Origin of the sequence: Variovorax sp. VRV01, from assembly GCF_014852545.1 — a bacterium.
GTDB classification, from domain to species: Bacteria; Pseudomonadota; Gammaproteobacteria; order Burkholderiales; family Burkholderiaceae_C; genus Variovorax; species Variovorax beijingensis_A.
Window position 1 is genome coordinate 1 of the sequence record NZ_JACVBS010000004.1, and the last position, 16,179, is coordinate 16,179.

The following is a 16,179-nucleotide window of genomic DNA, read 5'->3' on the forward strand; positions in this document are numbered from 1 at the left end:
GCCTTCGAAGTCCTGCTCGGCCTCCTGGCACAGGGCCTCGTAGGCGGCCATGCCGCTGATGCGCGCGCCGGCGCTGGCGCGCGCGTCGGGCGGGAACACGCGGTTCTCGACCAGGACGGATTCGATGTTCTTCGATGCGCTGCTGCTCATTTTCTTGTCTCCTTGATCTAGGTGCGGCCGTAATGTCGGCGGGTCCACTTACGGGCCACTGACGATTGCGATGTTAGGGCCTGTTCACCCTGCCAGCGGAGATCCGTTGGCAGGGTGAACAGGCCCTCGCAGGGTTATCACGAGTCGGACATGGGGGCACCTCTAGAATCGCCGGTCGTTTCCAATCATCCTCTCCATGTCCGCTCCCGAATCCTTCGACCGCCCGAATACGCCTGTTCCAGCCCGCGGCTCGCCGCTCCGGCCGCTGCCCAAGCTGATTTTCGCGAGCCGTTGGCTGCAGTTGCCGCTGTACCTGGGGCTGATCGTGGCGCAGGCTGTGTACGTGGTGCACTTCCTGGTCGAGCTGCTGCACCTGGTGGAGGCGGCCTTCGGCAGCAAGGACGCGCTGCAGGCGCTGATCACCAGCATCGGCTACAAGACCACCGCGCCGGTGGGCACGCTCAACGAAACCGTGATCATGTTGGTGGTGCTGGCGCTGATCGACGTGGTGATGATCTCCAACCTGCTGATCATGGTGATCGTGGGCGGCTACGAAACCTTCGTGAGCCGCATGGACCTCGAAGGCCACCGCGACCAGCCCGAGTGGCTGAGCCACGTGAACGCCTCGGTGCTCAAGGTGAAGCTGGCCACGGCCATCATCGGCATCAGTTCCATCCACCTGCTGAAGACCTTCATCAACGCGGACAACTACACAGACAAGGTGCTGATCGCCCAGACCGTGATCCACATCGCGTTCCTGTTCTCGGCCATGGCCATCGCCTACACCGACAAGCTGATGAACGAGGCCGCGGCGGCCAACACGCGCCACTAAGGCATGTCCCAGGCCGGCGTTTCCGTGAAGCGCGCGGCCAGGAAATCGAGCATCGTGCGCAGCGTGGCCGGCATGTGCTTGCGCGAGGCGTACACCGCATACATACCCACCACCTGCGGCTCGACATCGCCGAAGAGCCGCACCAGTTCGCCTTCCTTCAGCAGCGGCGCCGCCAGATAGGTCGGCAGCATCGCGATGCCGGCCCCCGCCCGGGCCAGGCACATCAGGCTTGCCGCATCGTTGGCCGACACATTGCCGCCCACGGCCACCGACGCCGGCTCGCCGGTGTCCTTGCGCGTGAAATTCCAGAGGCTGCGCCCGAAGTACGAATGCGTGAGGCAATTGCGCTGGGCCAGCTCTTCCAGGCGCAGCGGCTGGCCATGCTCCTTCAGGTAGGCCGGCGACGCGCACACGGCCGAGCGGCAATCGGTGAGCCGCCGCGCGATCAGGTTGGGGTCGATCTCCGCGGCCACGCGGATCGCCAGGTCGATGCGCTCGTCCACGAGGTTCACCGCCCGGTCGAGCAGCACCAGGTCGACGGCCACGCCTGGATAGAGCCGCACGTACTCGGCCACCGCATCGGCCAGCTGCGCCTGCGCGAACGAGGTGCTGGCCGTGATGCGCAGTTGGCCGCGCGGCGCCTCCGCCGGCTGCCGCACGGCTTCCTGCATGTCGCCCGCGAGTTCGAGCACCTGGCGGCAGCGCGGCAGCAACTCCTCGCCCGCCGCCGTGAGGCTCAGCCGCCGCGTCGTGCGGTGCAAGAGGCGTGCGCCGGTCCATTGCTCGAGCTCGGCCACGTAGCGCGTGACCACCGGGCGCGAGAGGTCGAGCTTGTCGGCCGCGGCCGAAAGGCTGCCCGCATCCACCACGGTGACGAACACGCGCATTGCATTCAATCGGTCCATTCGAACGATTTTAGGAATAAACAAGCGCGCATTTCGAGGTATTTCTTTCGAAACCAGAAACCTAAGATGCGGTTCATCCCAACCATTTTCAGGAGCCATTCAATGAGCCACATCGCCATCATCGGCGCCACCGGACGCGCCGGCGGCCGCCTTCTCGAAGAGGCGCTGCGCCGCGGCCACACCGTGACGGCCATCGCGCGCAAGGCGAGCGAAAAGCTGTCGGGCCGCGCCAATGTGAAGGCCGTGGACCTCGACGTGCTCGACGGTACCGCGCTCGAAAAGGCACTGGTCGGCCACGACGCCGTGTTCAGCGCCGCGCACTTCGCCACCGTGCCGCCCGCGGCCATCATCGAGCCGGCCAGGCGCGCGGGCGTGAAGCGCCTGCTGGTGGTCGGCGGCGCCGGCAGCCTGTTCGCGGCACCGGGCCTGAAGGTGATCGACACGCCGAACTTCCCCGAGGCGTACAAGGCCGAGGCCTCCGCAGGCGCCGCATTCCTGGAGGTGCTGCGCAACGAGAAGGAGCTCGACTGGACCTTCCTGTCGCCCTCCGCCGAATTCGTCGAAGGCGAGCGCACCGGCAAATTCCGCCTGGGCAAGGACGACCTGCTCGTGAGCGCCGAAGGCCGCAGCTGGATCACCTTCGAGGACTACGCGATCGCATTCATCGACGAGCTCGAGAAGCCCGTTCACTCGCGCCAGCGCTACACGGTCGGGTACTGATCGCTCAACGGCCCGTCATGTTCTCCGGCACCACCCATTGGTCGAACTGCTCGGCCGTGAGGTGGCCCGAGGCAATCGCGGCTTCGCGCAGGCTGGTGCCCTCCTTGTGCGCCTTCTTCGCGATGTAGGCCGACTTGTCGTAGCCGATGTGCGTATTGAGCGCGGTCACGAGCATCAGCGAACGCTGCACCAGCTCGGTGATGCGCTCGCGGTTCGGCTCGATGCCCACGGCGCAGTGGTCGTTGAAGCTCACCATGCCGTCGGCCAGCAGTCGCACGCTCTGCAGGAAGTTATGCGCCACCATCGGGCGGAACACATTGAGTTCGAAATTGCCCGAGGCGCCGCCGATGTTGATGGCCACGTCGTTGCCGAACACCTGCGCGGCCAGCATCGTGACGGCTTCGCTCTGGGTCGGGTTGACCTTGCCCGGCATGATCGACGAGCCGGGTTCGTTCTCTGGAATGCTGAGTTCGCCGATGCCGCTGCGCGGACCACTCGCGAGCCAGCGCACGTCGTTGGCGATCTTGTTCATGCTGGCGGCGAGCGTCTTGAGCGCGCCGTGGGCATGCACCAGCGCATCGACGCTGGCCATGGCTTCGAACTTGTTCGGTGCGGTCACGAAGGGCAGGCCCGTGAGCCTGGCCAACTCGGCCGCCACCTGCTCCGCATAGCCCCTGGGCGCATTGAGCCCGGTGCCCACGGCCGTGCCGCCGAGCGCCAGTTCGCACAGGTGCGGCAGCGCGGCGCGCACATGCGCCTCGCCATGCGCGAGCTGCGCGACGTAGCCCGAGAACTCCTGGCCCAGCGTGAGGGGCGTGGCGTCCTGCAGGTGGGTGCGGCCGATCTTCACGATGTCGGCGAAGTCATTCGACTTCTGCTCCAGCGTGCCGCGCAGCTTGGCGATGGCGGGCAGCAGCTTGTGCGTGATGGCTTCGACCGCCGCCACGTGCATGGCGGTCGGGAACACGTCGTTGCTCGACTGGCTGCGGTTCACGTCGTCGTTCGGGTGCACGAGGCGCCCTTCCCCGCGCTCGCCGCCCAGCAGTTCGCTCGCGCGGTTGGCCAGCACCTCGTTGACGTTCATGTTGGTCTGAGTGCCCGAGCCGGTCTGCCACACCACCAACGGGAACTCGCCCGAATGCTTGCCGGCAATGACTTCGTCGGCCGCGGCCACGATGGCCTGGGTCTTCTTTTCGTCCTGCAGGCCCAGCGCATGGTTGACCACGGCCGAGGCGCGCTTGACCTGCGCCAGCGCCTTGATGATCTCGCGCGGCTGCTGCTCGCCGGAGATGTCGAAGTTCTGCAGCGAGCGCTGCGTCTGCGCACCCCACAGCTTGTCGGCCGGCACGTCGATCGGTCCGAAGGTATCGCGCTCGGCACGGGTCTTGGGGGAAGTCGTCATGGTGAAAAAAGCTCCGCAGTCTTGGATGGGTGCACCCGCTCGCCGGGCGCGAGGCCGAGTATGACCTCGATAAGAATGGCTCGCATTTGACGAGGCTTTGCTGCCCCATACATCCGGCCGACGATACGCCGTGGGCTTGACTCACGTAATGTCAAAAAGTTATAATTGCGGTCTTCAGACGACCAACAAGTCATGTTGGTTGCCCTTGCGCTACTCGCGGATCACCGAATCCCGTCGCGGTGCAAGGCTCTTCCCGCCGGGCCCTGCCCGGCAAACCGGCCGGAACTTTCCGGCCCCATTGCCACGTCACGCTCATCCAGGCGGCGCCCCTCGACCAGGCCCGCCGCTCTGCGAATGAAGCATCCGGCGGGCACTGGTTTCGTCGCCATGTCGTCTTCAGTGCCTGCTGGCAGCCCTCGAGGCTCGCCGGGCCATTGCACGCGCTTTTCTTCACGTGCTCTCTGTTCGGGCAGCCCCACCGGCTGATGGCGCGGCCGTTGCCGCCCTCCGGGGCGGCGCTGTGTCCAACCTTCACACAAGGAGCCCCGGCGTATGGCCAAAGGAATTCTCATCGACCATGTTTTCAAGGTGTTCGGCGACGCGCCCGGGCAGGCCCTGGAACTCGTGCGGCAAGGTTTCTCGAAGAAGGAAATCCTCGCCGAGACAGGCCAGTCGATCGGCGTGTTCGATGCCACCTTCGAGATCCAGGCCGGCGAGATCTTCGTCATCATGGGCCTCTCGGGTTCGGGCAAGTCGACGCTGGTGCGCCTCTTGAACCGTCTGATCGAGCCGACCGCCGGGCGCATCGTGATCGACGGCGCGGACATCAACGAGCACTCCGACGCCAGGCTGCGCGCGCTGCGCCGCAAGGACATCAGCATGGTGTTCCAGTCGTTCGCGCTGATGCCGCACATGACGGTGCGCGAGAACACCGCCTTCGGCCTCGAACTGTCGGGCACGAGCAGGAAGGAGCGCCTCGCCCAGGCCGACCTGGCGCTCGCGCAGGTGGGGCTCGCGGGCTGGGGCGACAGCTATCCCGACGAGCTCTCGGGCGGCATGCAGCAGCGCGTGGGCCTGGCGCGCGCGCTGGCCTCGGATCCTTCGATCCTGCTGATGGACGAGGCCTTCTCGGCGCTCGATCCGATCATCCGCACCGAGATGCAGTCGGAACTGCTGCGGCTGCAGAAGGAGCAGCGCCGCACCATCGTCTTCATCTCGCACGACCTCGACGAGGCCATGCGCATCGGCGACCGCATCGCGATCATGAAGGACGGCCAGGTGATCCAGGTCGGCACGCCCGACGAGATCCTGCGCAGCCCCGCCGACGACTACGTGCGCAGCTTCGTGCGCGGTGTCGATGCGGCGGCCGTGTTCAAGGCGGCGGACATCGCGCGCAAGTCGCTCACGGTGGTGTGCGAGCACCCCGAGCGCGGCGCGCGCGCGGCGCTCAAGCTGCTCGAAGACCAGGACCGCGACTTCGCCTACGTGACGAGCCCGAACAAGCGCTTCCTCGGCGTGGTGTCGGCGGACACGCTGCGCGGCGCTCTCGACGGGCATTCAGGCTCGCTGGGGCTGCAGCACGCATTCATCGACGATCTGCCGCGCATCGATGCCGAAGCCCCGGTGGCAGGCCTGATCGGCCAACTCGCGCAGGCGCCGTGCGCGCTGCCGGTGGTGGCGAACGACGGCCGCTTCTGCGGCGCGATCAGCAAGACGACGCTGCTCAAGTTCCTGGACCGCGACACGCCGCCGATCGAGCCCGTCCTGCCCAACGCCGCACCCGCGCTCGCCGCAGAGCCGCACTGAATTCACGAAGGCCCCTGAACGATGAACGACAACACACTTCCTTCCGACCCGAGCACGCCCGCAACCCCCGCCTACGTCGATCCGTGGGAAGCGCTCTCGGCCGCGCCCGACACGTCGGCCACCAGCGCCTGGCTCGATGCGCCCGCCGAGCCGGCCCACCAGTTGGCCGGCTCGGCCGATGCGGCGGCCAGCGGCTTGCAGCTGCACCGCCTCTGGGACGGCTCCCTGCCGGTCGAATCCTGGATCAACCAGGGCCTCGGCTGGGTGGTCGAGCATTTCCGCCCCTTCTTCCAGACCGTGCGCCTGCCCATCGACAGCACGCTGAACTGGGTGCAGGGCCTGCTGACCGGCCTGCCGACGCTCGCGATGATCGCGTTGATCGGCCTCTTTGCCTGGCAGTTCGCCGGTCGCGCGCTCGCCATCGGCACCACGGTGGCGCTGCTGCTCGTGGCCATGCTGGGCATCTGGCCCGAGGCCATGGTGACGCTGTCGCTGGTACTGACCTCGCTGGTGTTCTGCATGATCATCGGTTTGCCGCTCGGGGTGCTGCTGGCCAGCAGCGACCGCGCGCAGCGCCTCATGCGCCCGGTGCTCGACGCCATGCAGACCACGCCCGCCTTCGTCTACCTGGTGCCGGTGGTGATGCTGTTCGGCATCGGCAACGTGCCCGGCGTGATCGTGACCATCATCTTTGCGCTGGCACCGCTGGTGCGGCTGACCAACCTGGGCCTGCGCCAGGTGCGTCCGGATCTGATCGAAGCCGCGCGCGCCTACGGCGCCTCGCCCTGGCAGATGCTCGTGAAGGTGCAACTGCCGCTGTCCATGCCCTCGATCATGGCGGGCATCAACCAGGCGCTGATGCTGTCGCTGTCGATGGTGGTGATCGCCTCGATGATCGCCGTCGGCGGCCTGGGGCAGATGGTGCTGCGCGGCATCGGCCGGCTCGACATGGGCCTGGCGACCGTGGGCGGCCTGGGCATCGTGCTGCTGGCGATCTCGCTCGACCGCCTCACGCAGGCCATGGGCAAGTCGCGCCGCAGCGCCGGGCGCCGCTGGTGGCACACCGGGCCAGCCGGCCTGGTGCTGCGCCTCTTGCAGCGCCTCGTGGGCACGCCGCCCCGCGGTGACGGTGCGAGCGAACCCGCTCCCGCCCTCGCCGCGCAAGCGCAATAAAACCGCCACGCAGGAAATCAACGCATGAAGAAAATCAATCTCATCATCGCCCGCGGCCTGCTGGCGCTCGGTTTCGCCGCCTTCGGCATGGGCGCACAGGCCGCGAATGACCTGCCCGGCCAGGGCGTCACCGTGCAGCCGCTCAAGAGCTCGCTCGCCGAAGAGGCGTTCCAGACGCTGCTCGTGATGCGCGCGCTCGAAAAGCTGGGCTACACCGCCCTGCCGATGAAAGACCTCGAACCCGCCACCGAGCACCTGGCCATCGCCAACGGCGACGCCACTTTCATGGCCAACCACTGGAGCCTGCTGCACGCCGACTTCTACAAGAACAGCGGCGGCGACGCCAAGCTGTGGCGCAAGGGCGTGTACTCGGACGGCGCGGTGCAGGGCTACCTGGTCGATCGCAAGACGGCCGAGCAATACAACATCACCAACATCGCGCAGCTGAAGGACCCGGCCATCGCCAAGTTGTTCGATGCCGACGGCGATGGCAAGGCCGACCTGACAGGCTGCAACCCGGGCTGGGGCTGCGAACTGGCGATCGAGAACCACCTGACGGCCTACCAGCTGCGCGACACCGTCACGCACAAGCAAGGCAGCTATGCCGCGCTGATGGCCGACACCATCGCGCGCTTCAAGCAGGACAAGCCGGTGCTGTACTACACCTGGACGCCCTACTGGGTCAGCGCCGTGCTGCGCCCGGGCGCGGACGTGGTGTGGCTGCAGGTGCCCTTCTCGTCCTCCCAGGGCGGCGATGCAGACACGCAGCTTCCCAACGGCAAGAACTACGGCTTCCAGGCCAACCAGGAGCAGATCGTCGCCAACCGGGCCTTCGTCGAGAAGAACCCGGCCGCCGGCCGGCTGTTCGAGGTGATGAAACTGCCGATCGGCGACATCAACGCCCAGAACCTGCGCATGAGCCAGGGCGCCAGCACGCAGCAAGACCTGGAGCGCCACACCGATGGTTGGATCAAGGCGCATCGGCCGCTGTTCGACGGCTGGATCGAGGAAGCCCGGGCGGCGGCGAGGTAGGCGCATCGGCTGAGATAATCGGGGGGCGTTCCACACTCCAAAAAACACCCCCCCACCATGACGACCACGATCCAGCAGGCCGACCTGATCGAATCGATCAGCGCCGCGCTGCAGTACATCAGCTACTACCATCCCGCCGACTACATCGCCCACCTGGCCCGCGCCTACGAGCGCGAGCAGAGCCCCGCCGCCAAGGACGCCATCGCGCAGATCCTGACCAACAGCAAGATGAGCGCCACGGGCCACCGCCCGATCTGCCAGGACACCGGCATCGTCAACGTGTTCCTCAAGGTCGGCATGGACGTGCGCTGGGGCGGCTTCACCGGCTCGCTGGACGACGCCATCAACGAAGGCGTGCGCCGCGGCTACAACCACCCCGACAACACGCTGCGCGCCTCGGTCGTGGCCGATCCGCAGTTCGACCGCAAGAACACCAAGGACAACACGCCCGCGGTGATCTTCACCGAGATCGTTCCCGGCAACACCGTCGAAGTGACGGTGGCGGCCAAGGGCGGCGGCAGCGAGAACAAGAGCAAGCTGGTCATGCTGAACCCCGGCGACAGCGTGGTCGACTGGGTGCTCAAGACCGTGCCGACCATGGGCGCCGGCTGGTGCCCGCCGGGCATGCTGGGCATCGGCATCGGCGGCACGGCCGAGAAGGCCGCGCTGATGGCCAAGGAAAGCCTGATGGACGACCTCGACATGCACGAGCTGCAGGCCAAGAAGAAGTCGGGCGCCGAACTCAGCAAGGTCGAGGCGCTGCGCATCGAGCTGTACGAGAAGGTCAACGCGCTGGGCATCGGCGCGCAGGGCCTGGGCGGCCTGGCCACCGTGCTCGACATCAAGATCAAGATGTACCCCACGCACGCGGCCAGCAAGCCCGTGGCGATGATTCCCAACTGCGCGGCCACGCGGCATGCGCACTTCGTGATGGACGGCAGCGGCGCGGTCTACCTCGACCCGCCCTCGCTCGATTTGTGGCCCGACGTGAACTGGGCGCCCGACGAGAAGAAGAGCAAGCGCGTCGACCTCGACAAGCTCACGCCGGCCGAAGTGGCGAGCTGGAAGCCCGGCGACACCCTGCTGCTCAACGGCAAGATGCTCACCGGCCGCGACGCCGCGCACAAGCGCATCCAGGGCATGCTGGCCAAGGGCGAGAAGCTGCCGGTCGACTTTACGAACCGCGTCATCTACTACGTCGGCCCGGTCGACCCGGTCGGCGACGAAGCCGTGGGCCCGGCCGGCCCGACCACCGCCACGCGCATGGACGGCTTCACCGAGATGATGCTGGCCCAGACCGGTCTGATCGCGATGATCGGCAAGGCCGAGCGCGGCCCGGTCGCCATCGAAGCCATCAAGAAGCACAAGAGCGCCTACCTCATGGCCGTGGGCGGCGCCGCCTACCTCGTGAGCAAGGCCATCAAGACCGCCAAGGTGGTGGGCTTCGCCGACCTGGGCATGGAAGCGATCTATGAATTCGACGTGGTCGACATGCCCGTGACGGTGGCGGTCGATGCCGGCGGCACCAGCGCGCACATCACCGGCCCTGCCGAGTGGCAGAAGCGCATTGCGAGCGGCGAGTTCAAGACCATCATGATGGAAGAGGCTTGAACAACCCGGTCGGCGTCTTCGACAGCGGCGTCGGCGGGCTCAGCGTGCTGGCCGCGCTGCGCGCCGAGCTGCCGCACGAGCGCTTCGTGTACTTTGCCGACACCGCATTCGCACCGTACGGCGAGCGTGGCGATGGCTACGTGATCGAACGCTCGCGCAAGGTGGCCGAACAACTGATGGCCGAGCACGGCATCAAGGCGCTGGTGGTGGCCTGCAACACGGCCACCACGGCGGCGATCCACCTGCTGCGCGCCGAGCATCCGGCGCTGCCCATCGTGGGCCTGGAGCCTGCACTCAAGCCCGCGGTGGCGACCAGCCGTACCGGCCACATCGCGGTGATGGCCACGCGCGGGACACTGGCGAGTGCCAAATACGCGGCCCTGCGCGACTCCTTCGCAGGGGCGGCCGATGTCCGTCCCGTGCCATGCGACGGACTCGTGAAGGCGATCGAGGGCTTCGACACCGCCGCCATCACGCAACTCTGCGCCCGCTACATGGCCGAAGCCGGTCCTTTGGGCGACGCACCCGGCCAGGTCGATACCGTGGTGCTCGGCTGCACGCACTACCCGCTCGTGAAGAGTGAACTCCAGCGCCATGCGCCGCCCGCGCTGCGTTTCATCGACACCGGCGCGCCGGTCGCGCAGCAGACCCGGCGCGTGCTGGCTTCGCTCGGCCGCCTCGCGCCAAGCGGTGAAGGCGGACTGATCATGCAAGGCAGCGGCGATGCGGCCGTGCTCGAAGCCGCCGCCGCGCACTGGCTGCAACAGCCCCAAGCTGCTCCGGCCGCCTGAAGCCGACCCGACAACAACATGCGTCTTCGTCCTTTGCGCTGCGCCCTGTTGCTGCTTGGCCTCTCGGCAGCGGGCCTCGGCCATGCGGCCTGCGAGAGCGGCCTTGCCGAGCGCATGCATGCCAAGCTCCATCCGAACCGCCCGCTCGACGAGCGGCTGGCCGCCTGCAAGCTCTGGCCGGCCTTTCCGGGCCGCAGCATCGTGGTGCTGCCGGTGCCGCGCGAAACCAGCAGCACGGGCGCCAAGGTCTTCGACCTGGAGCTGCTGCTGATCCAGCGGCCCGACAACGGCAACACCGAGCGCGACACGGTGATCGGCCGCATCTTGCAGCCCGAGGCGCTCGACGAAGACGCCGCCACCGCCATCCAGGACATCCGCATCGACACCTCGCGTTATGTGCTGTCGTCCGACACGCGCGCCTTCGGGCTGCGCGTGCGCTACAGGGGCACGGCGCCGGGCAGCAAGGCGGCAAGCGAAACCATCCGCCTCTATGTGCACCACGGCAGCAAGCTGCGCCAGGTGCTGCAGGAGATCGAACTCGACCACGACAGCGGCGAATGGGACAGCAGCTGTACCGGCCGCTTCGAACAGCTTCGCACGATGCTGTCGGTCGGCAAGTCGGCGAGCAACGGCTATGCCGATCTGCAGTTGTCACGCACGCTGGTGCAGAGCCGAGCGCAGATGCAGGAGGACCAGGGCTGCACCGAAAAGGCCATGCCGGCGCACTTCAATACGGTGACGCTGCGCTACGACGGCGAGCGCTACCGCGTGCCAAAGTCGCTGCGGCAGCAGATGCCCTGAGCCGTCCGGTTCAGGCGCTGCGCAGCGCAGCCGCCCTGCCACGCGCCATGTCGATCGGCAGCAACAGCAGCAGCCCTGCAACGAACAGCGCTGCGGTCGAAAGAATCGCGATGCGCTGGTTGCCGCCCGCGGCCCAGGTGATGGCACCGAACATCAGCGGACCGATGATGCCTGCGAGCCGCGTCGCAAAGGTCCAGAGCCCGAAGAACTCCGCAAGCTGCCGCGGCGGCGCGAGGTAGCCCGTCATCGCGCGGCCGGCCGACTGGCTCGAGCCCATCGCGAGCCCCGCAATGGCGGCGGCCCACCAGAAGGTGCCCTTGGTGGTCGCCATCGCGGCAATCACGCAGACCGCGATCCATGCCACCAGCGTGCCGGCCAGCGAGATCTTGTGGCCGACGCGGTCCTGCACGTAGCCGAAGCCGAAGGCGCCGACGGCGGCCGCAATGTTGAGCACGAAGATCAGCACCATGGTCTCGCTCGCCACGAAGCCGATGACCTGCTCGGCATAGATGGCCGCGAGCGTGATGGCCACCGCCACGCCGCCCTGGTAGCAGACGGTGCAGACCAGCAGCTGCATGAAATCGCGGTAGGCGCGGGCCTGCCTGAAGGTGGCGCGCAATTGCTGCCACGCGCCCGCCGAACTGCCGGCCGTGCGGGGCTGCGCACGCTCGGGCAGGAGCGCAAAGGTGGCGCAGGCGGCAGCACCGTAGATGGCCGCCGTGATCAGCATCGTGACCGGAACGAAGTGCGACGCAGGCAGCCCTTTCGCCTGGGCCGACAGCACGTAGGCCAGGCACAGCCCGAGCGCCAGCATGCCGCCGACGTAGCCGAAACTCCAGCCCCATCCGCTGACCTTGCCCATGCCCTCGGCGGTCGCGAGTTCAGGCAGGAAGGCACCGGTCAGCGACTCGCCATACGAATAGAAGGTGTTGGAGACGATGATCAGCGCCATCGCCACCGCAACGCCCATGGGCCCGGCAAATCTCGGCGTGGATGCGAGCGCGGCCGTGGCAAGTACGCAGCCCAGCGTCGCCACGGCGAGCACGCGCTTCTTGGCGGCGCGCCGGTCGGCCCAGGCGCCGATCGCGGGCATCGACAGCATGACGACGGCGTAGGACGCGCTGAGCGCCGCAGTCCAGGCGAAGGCGGCCCATGGCGCCCCCTTGGCAATGCCGCCCACGAAATAGGCCGCAAACACGGCCGTGATGACGACCGTGGTGTAGCCCGAATTGGCAAAGTCGTACATCGCCCAGCCGAACACCTCGCGCTTGCGCACGCCGGCATTCAGGGCAGATGACGGAAACAGCGCCATGCGGCGACGGATGATCAACCGGGCGCCAGGCGCAGCCTCGGCCCGATCGGATCAGTGCAGGTGGCGCGGGCGGCGGCCGCCCCCATGCCCACCGCCGCTGCCACTGCCGCCGGTGCCGCGCGGCCGCTTGCCGATTTCGAGCGAATTCACGAGCGCATCGAAGCGGTCGCTGAACAGGCGGTCGATCTCGGACACCACGCCACCGAGCTCGGCGCCATCGAAGTGGCGCTCCATCAGGTTGACGACGTCTTCCACCAGCAGGTCGCGCTGCACCTGCATGATCGCGGCCGGATTGGGGCCGACGAACAGCATCAGGAAGTCGTCGCGCGATTCTTCGTCGGGATCGCCCTCTTCCTCGTCGAAGTCGGTGTCGTAGAAGGTGACCTCGATGGCGGCGCCGCGCTCGGACAGTTCGTTCAGGGCCATGCACATCTCGTCGAGCGCCTGGCGAAAGTCTTCGTCGCCCGGCACCGTCCAGCAGATCTGGAGCATGTGGTCCTTCTGCTCGAAGCGGATGCCGGGTTCTTCTTCGTAGGTGCTCGTCGCGCCGTCGGCCAGCGACTTGGCACCCGCATAAGCCCACAGCGGCTTGAGCGCTTCCTGGATCTGGTCGAAGCCGACGTCGGAGCGCAAAGGCACGTCGCCGTGCACATGGATTTCAAATGGAGCGTTGTAACGAGGCATGGAGTGCTCCCTTGTCTAAATGTGGTGCCCGGAACGGGGATCGAACCCGTATGCCCCGATTAAGGAAGCGGCGGATTTTAAGTCCGATGTGTCTACCAATTTCACCATCCGGGCCTCGGGTTGAACATCGACGATAACCCAAACGAAACGGGCCCCGGCAACGCAGGTTGGCGGGGCTGGTTTTTTCGATGGAGGGCGGATCGAACTTGATCAGAGGGAGAGAGTGGAGGCGCGACCCGGAGTCGAACCGGGCTAGACGGATTTGCAATCCGTTGCATAACCGCTTTGCTATCGCGCCACGCTGCTGAAAACGAAATCGAATTCGCGAAAAAAAGGGAAGCAGCGCTTCCCTTTTTCAAAACTGGAGCGGGAAAAGAGTCTCGAACTCTCGACCTCAACCTTGGCAAGGTTGCGCTCTACCAACTGAGCTATTCCCGCGTTTCGAGCCTCGAATTATAGAACACTTTTTCGGGGCTCGGCAAGTTCTGTCGATCAATGTTTGACGGAGCCCTCTGAAGCCGGCGTGCCCGCGCGCTGCTTGGCCAGTTCGGCCACAGCAGCCGCGGAGGCGGCAACCTCCTCGTCCGACAGCGGCTCGGGCATCTTCTCGAGCGCGATCTCCAGGACCTTGTCGATCCACTTCACGGGCACGATCTCGAGGCCGTTCTTCACGTTCTCGGGAATGTCCTGCAGGTCTTTCGCGTTCTCTTCGGGAATCAGCACGGTCTTGATGCCGCCGCGCAATGCGGCCAGCAGCTTTTCCTTCAGGCCGCCGATGGCCGTGACCTCGCCGCGCAGCGTGATCTCGCCGGTCATGGCGACGTCCGCACGCACGGGAATGCCCGTGAGCGCCGACACGAAGGCCGTGGTCATTGCGGCACCCGCGCTCGGCCCGTCCTTGGGCGTTGCGCCATCGGGCACGTGGATGTGGATGTCGCGCTTCTCGAACACCTCGTCCTTGATGCCCAGGCGGCGCGAGCGGCTGCGCACCACGGTGCGTGCGGCCTCGACCGATTCCTTCATGACGTCGCCGAGCGAACCGGTGCGGCTGATCACGCCCTTGCCGGGCATGGTCACCGCCTCGATGGTGAGCAGGTCGCCTCCCACCTCGGTCCAGGCCAGGCCGACCACCTGGCCCACCTGGTTCTGCTTCTCGGCCAGGCCGAAGCTGTACTTGCGCACGCCCAGGAAGTCGTTGAGGTTGGTGCCATCCACCGTGACCTTGGGCGTCATCTGCTTGAGCAGCAGGCCCTTGACCACCTTGCGGCAGATCTTGGAAAGCTCGCGCTCGAGCGAACGCACGCCGGCTTCGCGCGTGTAGTAGCGCACGATGTCGCGCACGGCCTCCTCGGTGACGAGCAGTTCGTCTTCCTTGACGCCGTTGTTCTTCATCTGCTTGGGCAGCAGGTACTTGATCGCGATGTTGGTCTTCTCGTCCTCGGTGTAGCCCGAGAGGCGGATGACTTCCATCCGGTCGAGCAGCGCCGGCGGGATGTTCATCGAGTTCGAGGTGGCGACGAACATCACGTCGGAGAGGTCGAAGTCGACCTCGACGTAGTGGTCGCCGAAGGTGTGGTTCTGCTCGGGGTCGAGCACCTCGAGCAGCGCGCTCGAAGGATCGCCGCGGAAGTCGGTGCCCAGCTTGTCGATCTCGTCGAGCAGGAACAGCGGATTGCGCGTGCCGATCTTGCTCAGCCCCTGCAGCACCTTGCCCGGCAGCGCGCCGATGTAGGTGCGGCGGTGGCCGCGGATCTCGGCCTCGTCGCGCATGCCGCCGAGCGCCATGCGCGTGTACTTCCGGCCGGTCGCCTTGGCGATCGACTGCCCGAGGGAGGTCTTGCCCACGCCGGGCGGGCCCACGAGGCACAGGATCGGCGCCTTGACCTTGTCGACGCGCTGCTGCACCGCGAGATATTCGAGGATGCGGTCCTTGACCTTCTCCAGGCCGTAGTGGTCGGCATTGAGCACCGCCTCGGCATTGGCCAGGTCGTGCTTGATCTTGGTCTTCTTGCTCCAGGGCAGGCCGACCAGCACGTCGATGTAGTTGCGCACCACGGTGGCTTCGGCCGACATGGGCGACATCAGCTTGAGCTTCTTGAGCTCGCCCTCGGCCTTCTTGAGCGCTTCCTTGGGCATCTTGGCGAGCTTGATCTTCTTCTCGATCTCCTCGATGTCGGCGCCCTCTTCGCCCTCGCCGAGCTCCTTCTGGATCGCCTTGACCTGCTCGTTGAGGTAGAAGTCGCGCTGGTTCTTTTCCATCTGGCGCTTCACGCGGCCGCGGATCTTCTTGTCGACGTTGAGGATGTCGACCTCGCGCTCGAGCTGGCCAAAGAGGTTCTCGAGGCGTGACTTGACGTCGTCCAGGTCGAGCACGGCCTGCTTGTTGTCGAGCTTGAGCGGCAGGTGCGCGGCGATGGTGTCGGCCAGGCGGCCCGGATCGTCGATGCTGGAGATCGACGTGAGGATCTCGGGCGGGATCTTCTTGTTGAGCTTGACGTACTGGTCGAACTGCTGCATCACGGCGCGGCGCAGCGCCTCGACCTCGGTGCCTTTCTCGCCGCTCGCGGTCGCCTCGACGGGCGTCACGTTGGCCGAGAAGTGGGTCTCGCCGTCGTCGATGCGGTTCACGCGGGCGCGCTGCTGGCCCTCGACCAGCACCTTCACGGTGCCATCAGGCAGCTTGAGCATCTGCAGGATGGTCGAGACGCAGCCCACCTCGAACATGTCCTCGACCGAGGGCTCGTCCTTGGCGGCGGCCTTCTGGGCCACCAGCATGATGCGGCGCTCGGCCTCCATGGCCAGTTCGAGCGCCTTGATGCTTTTGGGGCGCCCCACGAACAGAGGGATCACCATGTGAGGGAACACGACCACGTCGCGCAGCGGCAGCAGCGGCAGGTCGATCGCGTCGGCAGGCAGGGGGGTATGACCGGACATGAATATCCTTTGATTGATCAGGCAAA

At 66.6% G+C, this 16,179-nt stretch carries 13 protein-coding genes and 3 tRNA genes; 8 read left to right on the forward strand and 8 right to left on the reverse strand.

Annotated features, from left to right (window positions below; translation table 11 throughout):
- The first annotated feature begins 346 nt into the window (after positions 1-346).
- The gene (locus IB278_RS08355) at positions 347-982 is read left to right on the forward strand and encodes a YqhA family protein (RefSeq protein WP_145745196.1); all 636 of its coding nucleotides are present in this window, start codon (positions 347-349) and stop codon (positions 980-982) included.
- On the opposite strand, the gene IB278_RS08360 is transcribed toward IB278_RS08355, so the two are convergent.
- Positions 979-1,887 (reverse strand): LysR family transcriptional regulator, encoded by a 909-nt coding sequence (locus IB278_RS08360; RefSeq protein WP_192323203.1) that lies wholly within the window; start codon positions 1,885-1,887, stop codon positions 979-981. The two genes, IB278_RS08355 and IB278_RS08360, sit on opposite strands and share 4 nt — an antisense overlap.
- Before the next feature lie 102 nt (positions 1,888-1,989).
- Here IB278_RS08360 and IB278_RS08365 point away from each other — a divergent pair, with 102 nt between their 5' ends.
- A complete protein-coding gene (locus tag IB278_RS08365; RefSeq protein WP_192323204.1) occupies positions 1,990-2,607 on the forward strand; it encodes an NAD(P)-dependent oxidoreductase in 618 nt (205 codons plus the stop codon).
- 4 nt (positions 2,608-2,611) lie between these two features.
- Here the strand turns inward: IB278_RS08365 and fumC are convergent, their stop codons facing one another.
- Entirely contained in the window at positions 2,612-4,009 is a 1,398-nt protein-coding gene (fumC, locus tag IB278_RS08370; protein ID WP_145745190.1) for a class II fumarate hydratase, read from the reverse strand.
- Between the two features lie 552 nt (positions 4,010-4,561).
- Between fumC and proV the strand changes: the two genes are divergently transcribed.
- Genes proV through IB278_RS08400 form a run of 6 tightly spaced genes read left to right on the forward strand, consistent with a single transcriptional unit; the run spans position 4,562 to position 11,223 of the window.
- Positions 4,562-5,815 carry a glycine betaine/L-proline ABC transporter ATP-binding protein ProV gene (gene proV, locus IB278_RS08375; RefSeq protein WP_192323205.1) on the forward strand — a complete coding sequence of 418 codons (1,254 nt, stop codon included), beginning with the start codon at positions 4,562-4,564 and terminating at the stop codon, positions 5,813-5,815.
- Positions 5,816-5,836: 21 nt separating this feature from the next.
- Positions 5,837-6,988: a glycine betaine/L-proline ABC transporter permease ProW gene (proW, locus tag IB278_RS08380; protein WP_192323206.1), complete on the forward strand. Its 1,152-nt coding sequence runs from the start codon at positions 5,837-5,839 to the stop codon at positions 6,986-6,988.
- Between the two features lie 24 nt (positions 6,989-7,012).
- Positions 7,013-8,020 carry a glycine betaine/L-proline ABC transporter substrate-binding protein ProX gene (proX, locus tag IB278_RS08385; RefSeq protein WP_145745184.1) on the forward strand — a complete coding sequence of 336 codons (1,008 nt, stop codon included), beginning with the start codon at positions 7,013-7,015 and terminating at the stop codon, positions 8,018-8,020.
- Between the two features lie 57 nt (positions 8,021-8,077).
- Positions 8,078-9,631, forward strand: coding sequence for a fumarate hydratase (locus IB278_RS08390; protein WP_145745182.1), 1,554 nt, complete (start codon positions 8,078-8,080; stop codon positions 9,629-9,631).
- Complete coding sequence (murI, locus tag IB278_RS08395) at positions 9,628-10,422, forward strand: glutamate racemase (RefSeq protein WP_145745180.1); 795 nt, start codon at positions 9,628-9,630, stop codon at positions 10,420-10,422. The genes IB278_RS08390 and murI overlap by 4 nt, the downstream gene beginning before the upstream one ends.
- A gap of 18 nt (positions 10,423-10,440) precedes the next feature.
- Positions 10,441-11,223, forward strand: a complete 783-nt coding sequence (locus IB278_RS08400; RefSeq protein ID WP_145745178.1) for a hypothetical protein — start codon at positions 10,441-10,443, stop codon at positions 11,221-11,223.
- A 10-nt stretch (positions 11,224-11,233) separates the two neighbouring features.
- On the opposite strand, the gene IB278_RS08405 is transcribed toward IB278_RS08400, so the two are convergent.
- From IB278_RS08405 to lon, 6 genes are all read right to left on the reverse strand, one after another.
- Positions 11,234-12,535: an MFS transporter gene (locus tag IB278_RS08405; RefSeq protein WP_145745239.1), complete on the reverse strand. Its 1,302-nt coding sequence runs from the start codon at positions 12,533-12,535 to the stop codon at positions 11,234-11,236.
- Positions 12,536-12,586: 51 nt separating this feature from the next.
- On the reverse strand, positions 12,587-13,219 hold the full coding sequence (locus tag IB278_RS08410; protein WP_012747623.1) for a DUF6806 family protein: 633 nt from the start codon (positions 13,217-13,219) through the stop codon (positions 12,587-12,589).
- A 22-nt stretch (positions 13,220-13,241) separates the two neighbouring features.
- Positions 13,242-13,333 (reverse strand) — tRNA-Leu (locus IB278_RS08415).
- A gap of 110 nt (positions 13,334-13,443) precedes the next feature.
- A tRNA-Cys gene (locus IB278_RS08420) sits at positions 13,444-13,517 on the reverse strand.
- Positions 13,518-13,581: 64 nt separating this feature from the next.
- A tRNA-Gly gene (locus IB278_RS08425) sits at positions 13,582-13,657 on the reverse strand.
- A 54-nt stretch (positions 13,658-13,711) separates the two neighbouring features.
- Positions 13,712-16,153 carry an endopeptidase La gene (gene lon / locus IB278_RS08430; protein WP_145745176.1) on the reverse strand — a complete coding sequence of 814 codons (2,442 nt, stop codon included), beginning with the start codon at positions 16,151-16,153 and terminating at the stop codon, positions 13,712-13,714.
- Between the last annotated feature and the right edge of the window lie 26 nt (positions 16,154-16,179).

Excerpts from the sequence above, each read along its gene's own strand:
- proV (WP_192323205.1), top strand. The coding sequence starts at position 4,562 with ATGGCCAAAGGAATTCTCATCGACCATGTTTTCAAGGTGTTCGGCGAC.
- IB278_RS08365 (WP_192323204.1), top strand. The coding sequence starts at position 1,990 with ATGAGCCACATCGCCATCATCGGCGCCACCGGACGCGCCGGCGGCCGC.
- IB278_RS08410 (WP_012747623.1), bottom strand. The coding sequence starts at position 13,219 with ATGCCTCGTTACAACGCTCCATTTGAAATCCATGTGCACGGCGACGTG.
- IB278_RS08360 (WP_192323203.1), bottom strand. The coding sequence starts at position 1,887 with ATGGACCGATTGAATGCAATGCGCGTGTTCGTCACCGTGGTGGATGCG.
- proX (WP_145745184.1), top strand. The coding sequence starts at position 7,013 with ATGAAGAAAATCAATCTCATCATCGCCCGCGGCCTGCTGGCGCTCGGT.
- IB278_RS08390 (WP_145745182.1), top strand. The coding sequence starts at position 8,078 with ATGACGACCACGATCCAGCAGGCCGACCTGATCGAATCGATCAGCGCC.
- IB278_RS08405 (WP_145745239.1), bottom strand. The coding sequence starts at position 12,535 with ATGGCGCTGTTTCCGTCATCTGCCCTGAATGCCGGCGTGCGCAAGCGC.
- proW (WP_192323206.1), top strand. The coding sequence starts at position 5,837 with ATGAACGACAACACACTTCCTTCCGACCCGAGCACGCCCGCAACCCCC.
- IB278_RS08400 (WP_145745178.1), top strand. The coding sequence starts at position 10,441 with ATGCGTCTTCGTCCTTTGCGCTGCGCCCTGTTGCTGCTTGGCCTCTCG.
- IB278_RS08355 (WP_145745196.1), top strand. The coding sequence starts at position 347 with ATGTCCGCTCCCGAATCCTTCGACCGCCCGAATACGCCTGTTCCAGCC.
- lon (WP_145745176.1), bottom strand. The coding sequence starts at position 16,153 with ATGTCCGGTCATACCCCCCTGCCTGCCGACGCGATCGACCTGCCGCTG.
- fumC (WP_145745190.1), bottom strand. The coding sequence starts at position 4,009 with ATGACGACTTCCCCCAAGACCCGTGCCGAGCGCGATACCTTCGGACCG.